At 68.8% G+C, this 16,595-nt stretch carries 11 protein-coding genes and 1 riboswitch; of the genes, 10 read left to right on the forward strand and 1 reads right to left on the reverse strand.

Features of this window, described 5'->3' with window-relative positions:
* The first annotated feature begins 3 nt into the window (after nucleotides 1-3).
* From HMPREF2716_RS01985 to HMPREF2716_RS02025, 9 genes are all read left to right on the forward strand, one after another.
* A complete protein-coding gene (locus HMPREF2716_RS01985; protein ID WP_003114534.1) occupies nucleotides 4-780 on the forward strand; it encodes a substrate-binding periplasmic protein in 777 nt (258 codons plus the stop codon).
* Nucleotides 777-3,029, forward strand: coding sequence for an ATP-binding protein (locus HMPREF2716_RS01990; RefSeq protein WP_010792256.1), 2,253 nt, complete (start codon nucleotides 777-779; stop codon nucleotides 3,027-3,029). The genes HMPREF2716_RS01985 and HMPREF2716_RS01990 overlap by 4 nt, the downstream gene beginning before the upstream one ends.
* Nucleotides 3,030-3,212: 183 nt before the next feature.
* Nucleotides 3,213-4,625 (forward strand): amino acid permease, encoded by a 1,413-nt coding sequence (locus HMPREF2716_RS01995; protein WP_003095711.1) that lies wholly within the window; start codon nucleotides 3,213-3,215, stop codon nucleotides 4,623-4,625.
* Nucleotides 4,626-4,883: 258 nt separating this feature from the next.
* Nucleotides 4,884-5,675 (forward strand): enoyl-CoA hydratase/isomerase family protein, encoded by a 792-nt coding sequence (locus HMPREF2716_RS02000; RefSeq protein ID WP_003116159.1) that lies wholly within the window; start codon nucleotides 4,884-4,886, stop codon nucleotides 5,673-5,675.
* Nucleotides 5,676-5,695: 20 nt separating this feature from the next.
* Nucleotides 5,696-6,856 (forward strand): acyl-CoA dehydrogenase family protein, encoded by a 1,161-nt coding sequence (locus HMPREF2716_RS02005; protein ID WP_003095708.1) that lies wholly within the window; start codon nucleotides 5,696-5,698, stop codon nucleotides 6,854-6,856.
* Nucleotides 6,857-6,922: 66 nt separating this feature from the next.
* Nucleotides 6,923-9,013 (forward strand): acetate--CoA ligase family protein, encoded by a 2,091-nt coding sequence (locus HMPREF2716_RS02010; protein ID WP_019395656.1) that lies wholly within the window; start codon nucleotides 6,923-6,925, stop codon nucleotides 9,011-9,013.
* 42 nt (nucleotides 9,014-9,055) lie between these two features.
* Nucleotides 9,056-10,735, forward strand: a complete 1,680-nt coding sequence (locus HMPREF2716_RS02015; RefSeq protein WP_004347641.1) for a 5-guanidino-2-oxopentanoate decarboxylase — start codon at nucleotides 9,056-9,058, stop codon at nucleotides 10,733-10,735.
* Nucleotides 10,736-10,757: 22 nt separating this feature from the next.
* Complete coding sequence (gene aruH, locus HMPREF2716_RS02020; RefSeq protein WP_003102073.1) at nucleotides 10,758-11,939, forward strand: arginine--pyruvate transaminase AruH; 1,182 nt, start codon at nucleotides 10,758-10,760, stop codon at nucleotides 11,937-11,939.
* A gap of 50 nt (nucleotides 11,940-11,989) precedes the next feature.
* A complete protein-coding gene (locus tag HMPREF2716_RS02025) occupies nucleotides 11,990-12,694 on the forward strand; it encodes an NAD(P)H-dependent oxidoreductase (protein ID WP_003102071.1) in 705 nt (234 codons plus the stop codon).
* 65 nt (nucleotides 12,695-12,759) lie between these two features.
* Here HMPREF2716_RS02025 and opmH read toward each other — a convergent pair whose 3' ends face one another.
* A complete protein-coding gene (gene opmH / locus HMPREF2716_RS02030; RefSeq protein WP_003095699.1) occupies nucleotides 12,760-14,208 on the reverse strand; it encodes an efflux transporter outer membrane subunit OpmH in 1,449 nt (482 codons plus the stop codon).
* Nucleotides 14,209-14,437: 229 nt separating this feature from the next.
* Nucleotides 14,438-14,574: riboswitch (TPP riboswitch) on the forward strand.
* 89 nt (nucleotides 14,575-14,663) lie between these two features.
* Between opmH and thiC the strand changes: the two genes are divergently transcribed.
* Nucleotides 14,664-16,547 (forward strand): phosphomethylpyrimidine synthase ThiC, encoded by a 1,884-nt coding sequence (gene thiC, locus HMPREF2716_RS02035; RefSeq protein WP_003161275.1) that lies wholly within the window; start codon nucleotides 14,664-14,666, stop codon nucleotides 16,545-16,547.
* Nucleotides 16,548-16,595: the final 48 nt, after the last annotated feature.

A 16,595-nucleotide genomic window follows, 5' to 3' on the forward strand; every position in this document is an offset into this window, starting at 1 on the left:
GCCATGCAGGCCTGCTGGCTGGCGCTCTGCGGATGGCTGCTGGGCGGCCTGGCACAGGCTGCGGAGACCATCCGCTATTGCGACTATCCGGTATACCCGCCGATTTCCTGGAGCGACGGCCAGCAGGTCCGGGGGCTGGCGCCGGAGCTGGTGAAGCGGCTGTTCGGCGCGCTGGGCTACCGGGTCGAGGTGGTGGTGCTGGGCAACTGGCGGCGCTGCCTGCTCGACGCCGCCGCCGGACGGGTCGACCTGATACTGGCCTACCGCACGCCCGCGCGCGATCGCGACCTGGCGTTTTCCGCCGAGCCGGTGCTGCGCGAGGAGGTGGCGATCTTCTACAACCGCCAGCGGCCGGTGCGTATCCAATCCCTCGGCGACCTCGCCGGCTATCGCGGCGGGCTGTTGTTCGGCGAAAGCTACGGGGCGGACTTCGACCGCTTCGTCGGCCGCCACGGCAACGTCGAATGGGTTTCCGACAGCCGACAGAACTTCGGCAAGCTGGTGCGCCAGCGCATCGACTACATCGCCCACGAACGACGCACCGGCACGCTGTTCGCCGAGCGCCTGGCCGGCGGCGAGAACATCCGTGCGCTGCCCGAACCGCTGACGGTGGACTACCTGCGGGTGGCGGTCTCGCGGCACTCGCCGCTGGCGGCGAAGATGGACGAGATCGACCGGGCCCTGCGTGGCTATCGCGACGACGGCAGCATCCAGCGTTGGCTGGACGACAGCGTGCGCGACTATCGGCGCCTCGCCGGCAACCGCGCGGACGCCTGGTGAGCGGCCACGGCGGAGTGTTGGCGCGGCGCCTGCTGTGGCGGGTGCTGCTGTTCAGCCTGTGTTTCACCGTCCTCGCCGGCGCCGTGCAGCTGTTCTTCGAATACCGCCGCGAAATGCGCGAGATCGAGGCGCGCCTGGAACTGATCCGCAGCGGCTACCTGGCCAGCTTCGAGCGCAGCCTGTGGGATCTCAACCAGGAGCAGTTGAACGTGCAGTTGCGCGGCCTCGGGGATTTCCCCGACATCGCCCGTGTCAGCCTGCAAAGCGCCGACTTCAACCTGTTGCAGGGCGACCAGCGTCCACGCGGCATGCTGCGGGTCGAGCGCTTTCCCTTGAGCTACCAGCCGCCGGGGGGCGAGCGTCGGCAACTGGGCGAGCTGGAGATCGCCATCGACCTGGCGGCGGTCTATCGCCGGCTGGTTTCCGGCGGCCTGGCCAGCCTCTTGTGGATGGGCAGTTTCCTTTGCGGCCTGGCGGTGGCCCTCAGTTGGCTGTTCCACAGCCTGGTCACTCGCCATCTGTGGCGCATGTCCGAGTTCGCCGGGCATATCGCCGAAGGCGACCTGCAACAGCCGCTGCGACTGGACAAGGTGGACCGCGAGCGCGATGAGATCGACGCCGTCGCCGCCGCCCTGGAAGACATGCGCCAGGCCCTGCGCACCGACCGCCGCCGGCGCGATGCCGATCGCGACGAGTTGCGTCGGCAGGTCGAGCGGCGCACCGCCAGCCTGCGCCGGGCGAAGGACCAGGCGGAAGCCGCCGACCGCGCCAAGAGCCGTTTTCTCGCGACCATGAGCCATGAGATCCGTACCCCGCTGAACGGCATCCTGGGCATGGCCGAGCTGCTGCGCGAGGCATCGCTCGGCGAGCGTGACCGCCAGCGCCTGCGGGCACTGGCGACAGCGGGGGAGGGACTGCTGGCGATCCTCAACGAGGTCCTCCACTTCGCCCGGCTGGAGGAAGCGCCGGATGTGCCGGAAGCGGTGGACTTTTCCTTGCGGAGCCTGCTCGAGGACGTCCTCACCCTGCTCGAACCACGGGCGCGGGAGAACGCCACGCGGCTGGACCTGTGGCTGGACCCACAGGTTCATGACGGCCATCGCGGCGCCGAGCAGTTCCTGCGCCAGGTGTTGACCAACCTGCTGGGCAACGCGGTGAAGTTCACCGAGGCCGGCGAGGTGCGCGTTCGCGTCGAGCGGCTGGCGCGCAGCGCAGGAAGCGAGCGCCTGCGGCTGAGCGTCGCGGACGATGGAATCGGCATTCCCGAGGAAATGCGCGAACGCATCTTCGAACGCTTCACCCAGGGCGGCGACGCCGTGACCCGCCGTTACGGCGGAACCGGCCTGGGCCTGGCGATCAGCAAGCGGCTGGTGGAAGCGCTGGGGGGACGGATCGGCGTGGAAAGCCGGGTCGGCCAGGGCAGCACGTTCTGGTTCGAGATCGAGCTGGCGCTGGCGAGCTTGTCCGGCGCGACGCCGCCGGCGGCATCGGTGTCTGCGCTGGAGGTGCTGCTGGTGGAGGACGTGGCGCTCAACCGCGAGGTGGCCCAGGGCCTGCTCGAGCGGGACGGCCACCGGGTGATGCTGGCCGAGGACGCGGGGCCGGCCCTGGCGTTGTGCCGGCAGCGGCGCTTCGACCTGATCCTGCTGGACATGCACCTGCCGGGGATGGCTGGCCTCGAGCTTTGCGCCGGGATTCGCCGGCAGCTCGACGGCCTGAACCGCTCCACGCCGATCTTCGCCTTCACCGCCAGCATCCAGCCGGACATGGTGCGTCGGTACTTCGCCGCGGGCATGCAGGGCGTGCTCGGCAAGCCCCTGCGGATGGACGAGCTGCGCCGCGCGCTGGGCGAGGTCGGCACCAGCGTGCCTGCGCTTGCGGTGGAGGCCGCGCTGGACCGGCAAATGCTCGAGACCCACCGCCGCCTGCTGGGGCGGCACAAGCTCGCCGGACTGCTGGGCAACCTGCTGGGAAGCCTGGACGAGCAGTTGCCGCTGCTGGCCGAAGCCCTGGACCAGGCGGACCTGGCCGAGGCGGCGAACATCGCCCATCGCCTGTCCGGAAGCTGCCACTCCATGGGCCTGGTGGCGCTCGGCGCCGGCCTGGGCGAGCTGGAGCGCGAGGCCCTGGGCGCGGCCGGGGTCGACCCGCGAGCCTGGGGCGCACGCCTGGGTAGCCTGCGCCGCGACGGCGCCGAAGCCCTGCGCCGCGCCGGCTTCCTCGGCGAAGCCGACTCAGCGGCCGGTTGAGCGGCGCGGCGAACAACTTCCTTACAGCTTTTTACATCTTCGATCCGCGCGTTCAACGGCGTCTTACATCCGCCGCCAATAATCCGCTCATCCGTGCGCAAGACACGGCCTCTGACAGAGTGGAGACAAGAATAATGAGCCATCTCGAAGACCCCTGTGCGTACCCTCATCCGGAGGTGCGCCATGGCTGACGGCAAGGAAAGGCTGCAACTCACCCGGGCCCTGGCGAGCCGCCACATCTTCATGCTGTCCCTCGGCGGGGTGATCGGCACCGGGCTGTTCATGGGCTCCGGCGTGACCATCAACCAGGGCGGCCCGGCCGGCGCGGTGCTGGCCTACCTGGTGGCCGGGGTGCTGATGTACCTGGTGATGGTCTGCCTCGGCGAGCTGTCGGTGCAGATGCCGGTCTCCGGTTCGTTCCAGGCCCACGCGACGCGTTTCATCGGCCCGGCGACTGGCTTCATGATCGGCTGGGTCTACTGGATGAGCTGGGCCTCCACGGTAGGCCTGGAATTCACCGCGGCCGGGATGCTCATGACCCGCTGGTTCCCGGAGGTGCCCGTGTGGCTATGGTCGGGTTTCTTCGTGGTCGTGCTGTTCTCCCTCAATGCCCTGGCGACCCGCGCCTTCGGCGAGGCCGAGTACTGGTTCGCCGGGATCAAGGTGGCGGCGATCCTGGTGTTCATCGTGGTCGGGGGGCTGGTGATCTTCGGCGGTATCGAACTGAAGAGCGGTGCGCCGGCGCCGATGTTCTCCAACCTGGTCGGCGAGCGGCTGTTCCCCAACGGCCTGTCGGCGGTGTTCGCGGTGATGATGACGGTGGTCTATGCCTTCCAGGGTTGCGAGATCATGGGCGTCGCCGCCGGCGAGACCGAGCGACCGGAGAAGAGCATCCCGCGGGCGGTGCGCAACGTGGTGTTCCGCGTACTGATCTTCTACGTGCTGGCCATCGTCGTGCTTTCCGCCATCATTCCCTGGCAACAGGCCGGGCTGATGGAAAGCCCGTTCGTGCAGGTGTTCGACATGGTCGGGATTCCCTACGCGGCGGACCTGATGAACTTCGTCATCCTCACCGCCATCCTCTCGGTAGGCAACTCGGGCCTGTACGCCTCGACGCGGATCCTCTGGGCGATGTCCAGGACCGGCATGGCCCCGCGCGGCCTGTCGAAGCTCAGCGCGCGCGGCGTACCGCTCTACGCGTTGCTGATCACCCTGTGCTTCGCCCTGCTCTCGTTGCTGACCAGCGTGGTCGCCGCCGACACCCTGTTCATGGTGCTGATGGCGGTGAGCGGGATGTCCGGCACCGTCACCTGGATCGTCATCGCCTACGCCCAATACCGCTTCCGCCGCGAGCACATGGCCAGCGGCGGCACGGTCGCCGAACTGAAATATGCCGCGCCGCTGTTCCCGCTGGTGCCGCTGGCCTGCATCGCCGTGTGCTGCTCGCTGTTCGTCTTCCTCGCCCTCGATCCCACCCAGCGGCCGTCCTTGTACTGGGGCTTCGGCTTCATCGCCGCCTGCTACCTGGCCTATTACGTGGTTCGTCGCCGGCAGCCGCAGGGACTGGGCGACCCCGCCCTGGGACGGGCCGGCTGAACGGCCATTCGCAGGACCCGACGCCCGCCGCATCCGGCGGGCGTTTTCGTTTTCGCCTGGTTGGTTTGTTCGAAGTTGTAACAGCCGGCTCGCGCGGGCCTTCGCCGCTTTTCGGCGGATCGCATGGCGTGTGGCTTTGCGCCTGCCGCAGGGCCGTTACATACACCCGAATGGGTGGATTGTGGTCTTATTGAACGAGTGTTTAGTATTGCCTGAAAGCCGCGATCGCCATCAACCAACAATAAGAACGAGGGCCGCATGACTGACCTTTCCCCATTGCAGACGCGGGTCGAAGCCGGGATCGCCTGGCTCGTCCTGAATCGTCCGCAACAGCGCAATGCACTGGATATCCCCACCCTGGAGGCCCTGCACGTCCGACTCGATGCCTGCGAGCGCGACCCGGCAGTGCGCGCCGTGGTCCTCGGCGGCAGCGGACGCAGTTTCTGCGCCGGGGCCGATCTCGCCGAATGGGCGGCGGCTGAAGCCCGTGGCGAGCTGGAAAGCTATGGCTGGACCGAGGCCGCCCACGCCCTGATGGGGCGCCTGCACGCCCTCGACAAACCCACAGTCGCCGCCGTCAACGGCAGCGCCGTGGGCGCTGGCATGGACCTGGCGCTGTGCTGCGATTTCCGCATCGCCGCCGCCTCGGCGCGCTTCAAGGCCGGCTACACCGGCATGGCCTACTGCCCGGACGCCGGCGCCAGTTGGCATCTGCCACGGCTGCTCGGCAGCGAGGCGGCCAAGCGCCTGCTGTTCCTCGACGAAGCCTGGAGCGCGGAGCGCGCTCTGGGCGCCGGACTGGTCGGCGAGGTGGTCGCCGACGAGCGCCTGGTTGAGACGGTCGGCGCCTTCGCTGCGCGTCTCGCCAGCGGCCCGACCTTCGCCTTCGCCCAGACCAAGCGCCTGCTGCGCGACGGCGCCGGGCGCTCGCTGGCCGAGCAGTTGCGTGCCGAGCAGGCCGCCGGGCTGCTCTGCGGGCGCAGCGAGGATGCCGCCGAGGCGCTGCGCGCCGTGGCCGAGAAACGTTCCCCTCAATTCAGCGGGCGCTAGGCGCCGAGCAGGTGATTCCCATGGATTTCAGGCTGACCCAGGAACAGGACATGCTGGTCGAGGCGGTGCGCAGCTTCGTCGAGAAGGAACTGCTGCCCCACGAGGACGATGTCGACCGCGCCGACGCGGTGTCGCCGGAGCTGGCCGCACAGATTCGCGGCAAGGCCCTCGCCGCCGGTTTCTATGCCTTCAACATGCCCGAGGAAGTGGGTGGCGGCGGCCTCGACTACCTGTCCCAGGCGCTGGTCGAACGCGAGCTGTCGAAGGTCTCCTGGGCCCTCCACGTATTCGTCGCGCGGCCCTCGAAGATCCTCATGGCCTGCACCGGAGAACAGCTCGGCGACTACCTGTTGCCCTGCGTGCAGGGCGAAAAGACCGATTGCTTCGCCCTCACCGAGCCGGGCGCCGGCTCCGACGCCAATTCGATCAAGACCCGCGCGGTGCGCGACGGCGACGCCTTCGTGATCAACGGTAGCAAGCACTTCATCAGCCACGCCGGGCACGCCGACTTCGCCATCGTCTTCGCCGTCACCGACAGCTACGAGCACAACGGCCGCAAGCGCAACGCGGTGACCGCCTTCCTGGTGGACAAGGGCACGCCCGGGATGACCGTGCGCCGCGGGCCGAAATGCGTGAGCAACCGTGGCTACCACACCTACGAGATCTTCTTCGACGATTGCCGGGTGCCGGCCTCCAAGGTGCTCGGCGAGGTCGGCAAGGGCTGGGAAGTGGCCAACGCCTGGCTCACCGCCGGACGGGTGATGGTCGCCGCCAACTGTGTCGGCCAGGCCCAGCGCGCCCTCGACCTGTCGCTGCGCTGGGCGGCCGATCGCAAGCAGTTCGGCCAGCCGATCGGCAGCTACCAGGGCGTTTCCTTCAAGCTCGCCGACATGGCCACGCAGATCCGTGCCGCCGAGCTGATGACCCTGCACACCGCCTGGAAGATGGACCAGGGCACCATGACCGACGGCGAGGCCGGCATGGCCAAGCTGTTCGCCAGCGAGACCCTCGGCAAGGTCGCCGACGAAGCGGTGCAGATCTTCGGCGGCATGGGCCTGATGGATGAAGGACCGGTCGAACGCATCTGGCGCAACGCGCGGATCGAACGGATCTGGGAGGGCACTTCGGAAATCCAGCGGCACATCGTTTCCCGCGAACTGCTGCGGCCGTTGCTGCGTTGAAGTCCTGGCTCCCCTCTTCCTCCAGGGGAGAGGGGAAGGCTGCCATGTTCCGAATCGAGAACCGACATGAATCGTGAAAACCTCAAGCGCCTGCTGGCACCCAGGCATCTCGCCTTCATTGGCGGCCGTGGCATGGCGCGTGCCCTGAAACGCTGTGCCGAAGGCGGTTTCGCCGGCCAGTTGTGGCTGGTCAATCCGCAGCACGCCGAACTCGAAGGCGTACCCTGCGTGGCCAGCGTCGCCGACCTGCCGTGCGGCCCGGACGCGGCGTTCGTCGCCACCAACCGCGAACTGACCCTCGACGCGGTCGCCGCGCTCGCCGCCAAAGGCGCCGGCGGGGCGATCTGCTATGCCTCCGGCTTCGCCGAAACCGGCGAACAGGGCCTGGCCGTGCAACGCCGGCTGCTGGCCGCCGCCGGCGAAATGGCGCTGCTCGGCCCGAACTGCTACGGCTTGCTCGACTACCTGCACGGCGCCGCGCTATGGCCGGTGGCACATGGCGGTCGGCAGGTGGAGCGGGGCGTCGCGGTGCTGACGCAGAGTGGCAACTTCGCCTACAACCTGTCGATGAGCGACCGTTCGCTGCCGGTGGCCTATATGGCATCGGTGGGCAACCAGGCGCAGCTGGGCATCGCCGAGCTGATGGACGTGCTGCTCGACGAGCCGCGGGTGACTGCCATCGGCCTGCATCTGGAAGGGCTGAAGAACGTCCCGGGGTTCGCCCGCGCAGCCCACAAGGCGTTGCAGAAAGGCGTGCCGGTGATCGCCCTGAAGACCGGGGTGTCGGAGATCGGCGCGGCCCTCGCGCTCAGCCACACCAGTTCCCTGGCCGGTTCCGACGCGCTCTACGACAGCCTGTTCGAGCGCCTCGGGGTGATCCGCGTGAGCGGCCCGGTGAGCTTCGTCGAAACCCTCAAGGCCGCCGCCTGCGGCCACCTGCCTGGCGGGCCGAGCCTGGTCGCGCTGGCCTGTTCCGGCGGCGACGCCGGGTTGATCGCCGATTACGCCGAGCGCAACGGCCTGGGGTTGCCGTCTTTCGACGCCGAACAGCGCGACGAACTGGCCGGGGTGCTGCCCGACTACGCCAACATCGCCAACCCGCTGGACTTCACCACCGCCATCTGGGGCGATGCCGCGGCCCTGGAGGAAATGCTCGACAGCGCTTTGCGCAGCCCTGCCGACGCCGCCCTGCTGGTGCTCGACTATCCGGGCGAGGAAACCGGCGAGCGGCCGCAGTGCGACCTGCTTCTGCAACGCTACTGCGCCGCGCTGAAGCGCCACGGAAAAGTCGGCTTCATCGCCTCGGCGTTCCCGGAATTGCTGCCGGCCCGGGCCCGCGAGCTGTTGCACGGCGAGGGCGTCGCCGCGCTGCAGGGCGTCGAGGATGGTCTCGCCGCCTGGGGACGGATCGCCCGCTACCGCCAGCGCCGCGCGGCGCTGCTGGAGCGCGGTGAGGCGGCGTTGGTGCCGATCTGCCCAGGGCCGCTGGCGGGCGACGGCTACCTGCTCGACGAGTGGCAATCCAAGCAGGCGCTGAAACCCTTCGGCCTGCCACTGCCCCAGGGGGTGCTGAGCACCCCCGGCCAGGCCCGCGAAGCGGCCCTCGACCTCGGCTTCCCGCTGGTGCTCAAGGCGGTCAGCGCCGCACTGCCGCACAAGACCGAGGCCGGTGGCGTGGCGCTCGGCCTACGCAACGAGGCGGCGTTGGAGGCGGCATTGTTCGACATGCGCGAAAGCCTGGCCCGGCACGCGCCGCAACTGGTCTTCGAGCGTGTGTTATTGGAGCGCATGGCTGGCGCGCCGCTGGCCGAGCTGATCGTCGGGGTCAAGCGCGAGGAGGGCTTCGGCCTGGCATTGGTGATCGGTGCCGGCGGGATACTCGTGGAGCTGCTGCGTGACAGTCGCAGCCTGCTCCTGCCAACCACCGACGCGGCGATCCGCGATGCCCTGCTGAGCCTGCGCAGCGCGCCGTTGCTCAGCGGCTTCCGCGGTCGCCCGGCAGTGTGCATGGAGGCCCTGGTGGCGGCGATCCGCGCGGTCGCCGAATTCGCCTGCGAACATGCCGAGCGCTTGCTGGAGCTGGACGTCAATCCGTTGCTGGCGGATGCCGAGGGAGCGCTGGCGGTGGATGCGTTGATCCGGCTGGCCAATGGCTGAAGGCCGGGGGGGACACGACGGCTCCCCCTCCCGCTTGTGGGAATGGGAGCAAGAGCGCTGCGGCGCGAACGGCGACTCCGATGGTCGCCGAACTGGACGAGGATATTGCCCATGCAACCACAGAAGACCCTCACCGCCGGCCAGGCCCTGGTCCGCTTGCTGGCCAACTACGGCGTGGATACCGTTTTCGGCATCCCCGGCGTGCATACCCTGGAGCTGTACCGCGGACTTCCGGGCAGCGGCATCCGCCACGTGCTGACCCGCCACGAGCAGGGCGCCGGCTTCATGGCCGACGGTTATGCGCGGGTCAGCGGCAAGCCGGGAGTGTGCTTCGTCATCACCGGGCCGGGCGTGACCAACGTCGCCACCGCCATCGGCCAGGCCTACGCCGACTCGGTGCCGCTGCTGGTGATTTCCAGCGTCAACCACAGCGCCAGCCTGGGCAAGGGCTGGGGCTGCCTGCACGAGACCCAGGACCAGCGTGCCATGACCGCGCCGATCACTGCCTTCTCCGCCCTGGCCTTGAGCCCGGAACAGCTGCCCGAACTGATCGCCCGGGCCTACGCGGTGTTCGACAGCGAGCGTCCGCGCCCGGTGCATATCTCGATCCCGCTCGACGTGCTCGCCGCGCCGGTGGCCCATGACTGGAGCGCTGCCGTGGCGCGCCGCCCTGGTCGTGGCGTGCCGTGCACCGAGGCATTGCGGGCGGCGGCGGAGCGCCTGGCTGCGGCCCGGCGACCAATGCTCATCGCCGGCGGCGGCGCGCTGGCGGCCGGCGATGCGCTTGCCGCGCTGAGCGAGCGCCTGGCCGCGCCGCTGTTCACCAGCGTCGCCGGCAAGGGCCTGCTGCCGCCGGACGCGCCGCTCAACGCCGGGGCCAGCCTGTGCGTAGCGCCGGGCTGGGAGATGATCGCCGAGGCCGATCTGGTGCTGGCGGTGGGCACCGAGATGGCCGACACCGACTTCTGGCGCGAACGCCTGCCGCTGTCCGGCGAACTGATCCGCGTCGATATCGACCCGCGCAAGTTCAACGACTTCTATCCCTCTGCCGTAGCGCTCAGGGGCGATGCCCGGCAGACCCTTGAGGCGCTGCTGGCGCGCCTGCCGCAGGAGGCCCGCGACGCCGCGCCGGCCGCCGCGAGGGTGGCGCGCCTGCGCGCGGAGATCCGCGCGGCACACGCGCCGCTGCAGGCGCTGCACCAGGCGATCCTCGACCGGATCGCCGCCGCGCTGCCGGCCGATGCTTTCGTCAGCACCGACATGACCCAACTGGCCTATACCGGCAACTACGCGTTCGCCAGCCGAGCGCCGCGCAGCTGGCTGCATCCCACCGGCTACGGCACCCTCGGCTACGGCCTGCCGGCCGGCATCGGCGCCAAGCTCGGCGCCCCGCAGCGCCCGGGCCTGGTGCTGGTCGGCGATGGCGGCTTCCTCTACACCGCGCAGGAACTGGCCACCGCCAGCGAGGAACTGGACAGTCCGCTGGTGGTGCTACTGTGGAACAACGACGCGCTCGGCCAGATCCGCGACGACATGCTCGGCCTGGACATCGAGCCGGTCGGCGTGCTGCCGCGCAACCCCGACTTCGCCCTGCTGGGCCGCGCCTACGGTTGCGCGGTGCGCCAGCCGCAGGACCTGGACGAACTGGAGCGCGACCTGCGCGCCGGCTTCGGGCAGCCCGGCGTGACCCTGATCGAACTGCGGCACGCCTGTGCGCGCTGACCGCCGGACAAGGAGAGCATCCATGCGCTATTCCGACTTCACTCAACGTATCGCCGGCGACGGCGCCGCTGCCTGGGACATCCACTATCGCGCGCTGGCGCGGGTCGAGCAGGGCGAGGAAATCCTCCTGCTGTCGGTCGGCGACCCCGACTTCGATACCCCGGCGCCCATCGTCCAGGCGGCCATCGACAGCCTGCTGGCCGGCAACACCCACTACGCCGACGTGCGCGGCAAGCGCGCCCTGCGCCAGCGCATCGCCGAGCGCCACCGGCGGCGCAGCGGCCAGGCGGTGGACGCGGAGCAGGTGGTGGTGCTGGCAGGCGCCCAGTGCGCGCTGTACGCGGTGGTGCAGTGCCTGCTGAATCCGGGCGACGAGGTGATAGTCGCCGAGCCGATGTACGTTACCTACGAAGCGGTGTTCGGCGCCTGTGGCGCGCGGGTGGTGCCGGTGCCGGTGCGCTCCGAGAATGGCTTCCGCGTGCAGGCCGAGGAGGTCGCCGCACTGATCACCCCGCGCACGCGCGCGATGGCGCTGAACAGCCCGCACAACCCGTCCGGCGCCAGCCTGCCGCGGGCCACCTGGGAAGCCCTGGCCGAGCTGTGCATGGCCCATGACCTGTGGATGATCTCCGACGAGGTCTACAGCGAACTGCTGTTCGACGGCGAGCATGTCAGCCCGGCCAGCCTGCCGGGGATGGCCGACCGTACCGCGACCCTCAACAGCCTGTCGAAATCCCACGCCATGACCGGCTGGCGGGTCGGCTGGGTGGTCGGTCCCGCAGCACTCTGCGCGCACCTGGAGAATCTCGCCCTGTGCATGCTCTATGGCTCGCCGGAATTCATCCAGGATGCCGCCTGCACCGCGCTGGAAGCGCCGCTGCCGGAGTTGGAGGCGATGCGCGAGGCCTACCGCCGCCGCCGCGACCTGGTAATCGAGTGCCTGGCCGACAGCCCCGGCCTGCGTCCACTGCGCCCGGACGGCGGCATGTTCGTGATGGTCGACATCCGTCCCACCGGACTTTCCGCCCAGGCCTTCGCCGACCGCCTGCTGGACCGCCATGGCGTATCGGTGCTCGCCGGCGAAGCCTTCGGCCCGAGCGCCGCCGGTCACATCCGCCTCGGCCTGGTGTTGGGCGCCGAACCGCTGCGCGAAGCCTGTCGGCGCATTGCGCTGTGCGCCGCCGAGTTGCTCGGCCAGGCCTGAACCCCTCGGCCGCGAGCGATGCGGCCGGTCACCACGATTCGGAAACCACGATGAACGTACTGATCGTCCACGCCCACAACGAACCGCAATCCTTCACCCGCGCGCTCTGTGACCAGGCATGCGAGACCCTGGCAGGCCAGGGCCACGCGGTGCAGGTCTCGGATCTCTACGCGATGAACTGGAATCCGGTGGCCAGTGCCGCCGACTTCGCCGAGCGTGCCGATCCCGACTACCTGGTGTACGCCCTGGAGCAGCGCGAGAGCGTCAAGCGCCAGAGCCTGGCCGCCGACATCCAGGCCGAGCTGGACAAGCTGCTGTGGGCCGACCTGCTGATCCTCAACTTTCCGATCTACTGGTTCTCGGTGCCGGCGATCCTCAAGGGGTGGTTCGACCGGGTACTGGTGTCCGGGGTCTGCTATGGCGGCAAGCGCTTCTACGACCAGGGTGGCCTGGCCGGCAAGAAGGCGCTGGTCAGCCTGACCCTGGGCGGGCGCCAGCACATGTTCGGCGAGGGTGCCATCCACGGACCGCTGGAGGACATGCTGCGGCCGATCCTGCGCGGCACCCTGGCCTATGTCGGCATGCAGGTGCTGGAGCCCTTCGTCGCCTGGCACGTGCCATACATCAGCGAGGAAGCGCGCGGCAACTTCCTGCGCGCCTACCGGGCGCGGCTGGAAAATCTCGAGCAGGATGTACCCCTGCGGTTCCCGCGGCTGGAGCAGTTCGACGCGCTGCTCCAGCCGCTGGCGCGCTGACCCGGGCGACGCGCGCCAGGCCAGTCAAGCGAAGACGCCCCCGACCGGGGGCGTCTTGGCTCGTGCTAGTACTGCTGGCGCGGCTTGCTCTGTAACTGCTCGGCGGCGGCCTTGGCCAGGTCCGGCGGGAGGAAGTCCTTGTCCGGATCGTAGTCCTGCTTCAGGTAGGCGCTGAGCGCCTCCAGGTCGGCCGGGCTGAGGGTGCCGGCCGCCTGCTTCAGGCGCAGGGTATCGAGGATGTAGTCGTAGCGGCTGTTGTTGTAGTCGCGCACGGCGGCGTACAGCTGGCGCTGGGCGTTGAGCACGTCGACGATGTTACGGGTGCCGACCTGGTAGCCGATCTCGGTGGCTTCCAGCGAACTCTGGTTGGAGATGATCGCCTGGCGCCGCGCCTGGACCTGCTCGACGTCGGTATTCACCGCGCGGTGCAGGTTGCGGGTATCCTGCACCACCTGGCGGCGCTGGCCTTCGCGGGATTGCTCGCTCTGGTTGAGGCGCTGGTAGGACTCGCGGACCTGGGAGGAGGTCAGGCCGCCGCTGTAGATCGGGATGTTCAGTTCCAGGCCAATGCTGCGCTCGTCGACATACTTGCCATAGTGCACCAGCGGATTGGCGGCGCTGTTGGCGAAGCCGAGGGCGTCGTTGTCGCCCTTCTGGTACTGGGCCACGGCATCGAGGGTCGGCAGGTGCCCGGCCTTGCGCTGGCGGAGGGTTTCCTCGGCGGCGTTGACCGCGTAGTTGCTGGCCAGCAGGCGCAGGTTCTGCTGCACCGCGGTGTCGACCCAGGCCTTGGCGTCGTTCGGCGCCGGCGGCACCACCGGCAGGGTGTGGCGCATGCCCTCGATGGCGCTGTAGTCGCGGTTGGTCAGGGTCACCAGGGCCTGGAAGGCATCGTCCACGCGCTGTTCGGCGATCAACCGGTTGGCGCGGGCGGTGTCGTAGCTGGCCTGGGCCTCGAGCACGTCGGTCTTGTCGGAAAGGCCCACGTCGAAGCGCTCGTTGGCCTGGTCCAGCTGGCGCTTGAAGGCGGCTTCCTCGGCCTTGCTGGTGGCCAGGTTGTCCTGGGCGCGGAGCACCGTGAAGTAGGTCTCGGCGCTGCGCAGGATCAGGTCCTGCTGGGTCGCGGAGAATTCCAGCCGGGCCTGGTCGCTGGTTTCCTTGGCGGCCTGCCACTGGAACCAGCGGTCGGCGCGGAACAACGGCTGGCTGAGGGTGGCCTGGACGACCTGGCTGTTGCGCTTGACGGTCGCCGGACGCTCGTCGAATGCGATCCGGGTGTCTCCGACGCGGGCGCCGGCGCCGAGTTGCGGCAGCAGGCCGGCGCGGGCCTGGGGCACCACTTCCTTGCGCGCCAGGTAGTCGGCCTGGGCGGCGGCGAGGTCGGCGTTGTTGTCGACGGCTTCCTTGTAGACGCTGATCAGGTCGGTCTTGGTCGGCAGCGGGGTCGGCTGGGCGGCCCAGGCGACACCGGTAGCAGCGGCCACGGCGGCCGCCAGGGAGAGTCTGCGCAGCATTCGTTCGTCCTGGAAAAGATGCGAGGTGGGGCAAGGCTAAGGTCGCTACCGGTGGCGGTCAAGGCACCTGCGCGGCAACTGATCGAAGAGCCAGTCCGGATCGATGTGCCGGCGAACGTGCGGGGATCTGCGTCTTCCCTGGCGAGAGGGCGCCGGACCGGACCATGACTGCCGGTCGGGCGGGGCGTTTTCCCGTTGGCGTATCCCGCCGGTGTTGATTAGACTGCCGGGGTTCTTGTCGGGGTGCCCTATACGAGGGGCTGAGATCGGATAGTTCCGGATCCCGTTGAACCTGATCGGGCTAGCGTCCGGTTCCGCCTCGCGCGGACCGCAGCAACCCGCGTAGGGAACAAGATGTCCGCGCCATGCCTGCCTTGCCGGCGCGTCCTTCTCGCCACCAGTCCCGGTGGCCCCGCGTGCCAGGTTCTCCCGACAATCACCCAGGAGAGCCATCGATGAGCGCAACGCAGAAGAACAACATCACCCGCCTTGAGCAGCTCGACCGCCAGTCGACGCAGCCTTTCCCGAACTCGCGCAAGGTCTACCTGACCGGCTCGCGCCCGGACATCCGCGTCCCGGTGCGGGAAATCTCCCTCGCCGACACCCCCACCGCCTTCGGCGGCGAAAAAAACCCGCCGGTGTTCGTCTACGACACCTCCGGCCCGTATACCGACCCTGAGGTCCGCATCGACCTGCGCAAGGGCCTGCCTGACGTGCGTTCGCGCTGGATCGACGAGCGCGGCGACACCGAGATCCTCCCCGGCCTGACCTCCGAGTTCGGCCAGGCCCGCCTGGCCGACGCCAGCCTCGACGCCCTGCGCTTCGCCCACGTGCGCACGCCGCGCCGGGCCAAGGCGGGCGCCAACGTCTCGCAGATGCACTACGCGAAGAAAGGCATCATCACCCCGGAGATGGAATACATCGCCATCCGCGAGAACATGAAGCTGCAGGAAGCCCGGGCCGCCGGCCTGCTCGACCAGCAGCACCCGGGGCACAGCTTCGGCGCCAACATCCCGAAGGAAATCACCCCCGAGTTCGTCCGCGAGGAAGTCGCCCGCGGCCGCGCGATCATTCCGGCGAACATCAACCACACCGAGCTTGAGCCGATGATCATCGGCCGCAACTTCCTGGTGAAGATCAACGGCAACATCGGCAACAGCGCGCTGGGCTCGTCGATCGAGGAAGAGGTGGAGAAGCTCACCTGGGGCATCCGCTGGGGCGCCGACACGGTGATGGACCTGTCCACCGGCAAGCACATCCATGAAACCCGCGAGTGGATCCTGCGCAACAGCCCGGTACCGATCGGCACCGTACCGATCTACCAGGCGCTGGAGAAGGTCAACGGCGTCGCCGAGGACCTGACCTGGGAAATCTTCCGCGACACCCTGATCGAACAGGCCGAGCAGGGCGTCGACTACTTCACCATCCACGCCGGCGTGCTGCTGCGCTATGTGCCGCTGACCGCCAAGCGGGTCACCGGCATCGTTTCCCGCGGCGGCTCGATCATGGCCAAGTGGTGCCTGGCGCACCACCAGGAGAACTTCCTCTACACGCATTTCGAAGAGATCTGCGAAATCATGAAGGCCTACGACGTCAGCTTCTCGCTGGGCGATGGCCTGCGTCCGGGCTCGGTGGCCGACGCCAACGACGCCGCCCAGTTCGGCGAGCTGGAAACCCTCGGCGAGCTGACCAAGATCGCCTGGAAGCACGACGTGCAGGTGATGATCGAAGGTCCCGGCCACGTGCCGATGCAATTGATCAAGGAAAACATGGACAAGCAGCTGGAGTGCTGTGACGAGGCGCCGTTCTACACCCTCGGCCCGCTGACCACCGACATCGCCCCCGGCTACGACCACATCACCTCCGGCATCGGCGCGGCGATGATCGGCTGGTTCGGCTGCGCCATGCTCTGCTACGTCACGCCCAAGGAGCACCTGGGTCTGCCGAACAAGGATGATGTGAAGACCGGGATCATCACCTACAAGATCGCCGCCCATGCCGCCGACCTCGCCAAGGGCCACCCGGGCGCGCAGATCCGCGACAACGCGCTATCCAAGGCGCGCTTCGAGTTCCGTTGGGAGGACCAGTTCAACCTTGGCCTGGACCCGGACACCGCGCGGGCGTTCCATGACGAGACCCTGCCGAAGGACTCGGCCAAGGTCGCGCACTTCTGCTCCATGTGCGGACCGAAGTTCTGCTCGATGAAGATCACCCAGGAAGTCCGCGACTACGCCAAGGAGAACGGCCTGTCCGACGAGAGCAAGGCCATCGAGGCCGGCTTCCAGGAGCAGGCGGCGCGCTTCAAGGACGAAGGATCGGTGATCTACAGGCAGGTCTAGGCCGCGCCACGGGGCCCCTCGCCGTGACGAGGGGCTGCGGAGCGTCGG

The organism is Pseudomonas sp. HMSC076A11 (assembly GCF_001810205.1).
Taxonomy (GTDB): domain Bacteria; phylum Pseudomonadota; class Gammaproteobacteria; order Pseudomonadales; family Pseudomonadaceae; genus Pseudomonas; species Pseudomonas aeruginosa.

Excerpts from the sequence above, each read along its gene's own strand:
- thiC (WP_003161275.1), top strand. The coding sequence starts at position 14,664 with ATGAGCGCAACGCAGAAGAACAACATCACCCGCCTTGAGCAGCTCGAC.
- HMPREF2716_RS01995 (WP_003095711.1), top strand. The coding sequence starts at position 3,213 with ATGGCTGACGGCAAGGAAAGGCTGCAACTCACCCGGGCCCTGGCGAGC.
- HMPREF2716_RS01985 (WP_003114534.1), top strand. The coding sequence starts at position 4 with ATGCAGGCCTGCTGGCTGGCGCTCTGCGGATGGCTGCTGGGCGGCCTG.
- HMPREF2716_RS02015 (WP_004347641.1), top strand. The coding sequence starts at position 9,056 with ATGGGAGCAAGAGCGCTGCGGCGCGAACGGCGACTCCGATGGTCGCCG.
- aruH (WP_003102073.1), top strand. The coding sequence starts at position 10,758 with ATGCGCTATTCCGACTTCACTCAACGTATCGCCGGCGACGGCGCCGCT.
- opmH (WP_003095699.1), bottom strand. The coding sequence starts at position 14,208 with ATGCTGCGCAGACTCTCCCTGGCGGCCGCCGTGGCCGCTGCTACCGGT.
- HMPREF2716_RS02000 (WP_003116159.1), top strand. The coding sequence starts at position 4,884 with ATGACTGACCTTTCCCCATTGCAGACGCGGGTCGAAGCCGGGATCGCC.
- HMPREF2716_RS02025 (WP_003102071.1), top strand. The coding sequence starts at position 11,990 with ATGAACGTACTGATCGTCCACGCCCACAACGAACCGCAATCCTTCACC.
- HMPREF2716_RS02010 (WP_019395656.1), top strand. The coding sequence starts at position 6,923 with ATGAATCGTGAAAACCTCAAGCGCCTGCTGGCACCCAGGCATCTCGCC.
- HMPREF2716_RS02005 (WP_003095708.1), top strand. The coding sequence starts at position 5,696 with ATGGATTTCAGGCTGACCCAGGAACAGGACATGCTGGTCGAGGCGGTG.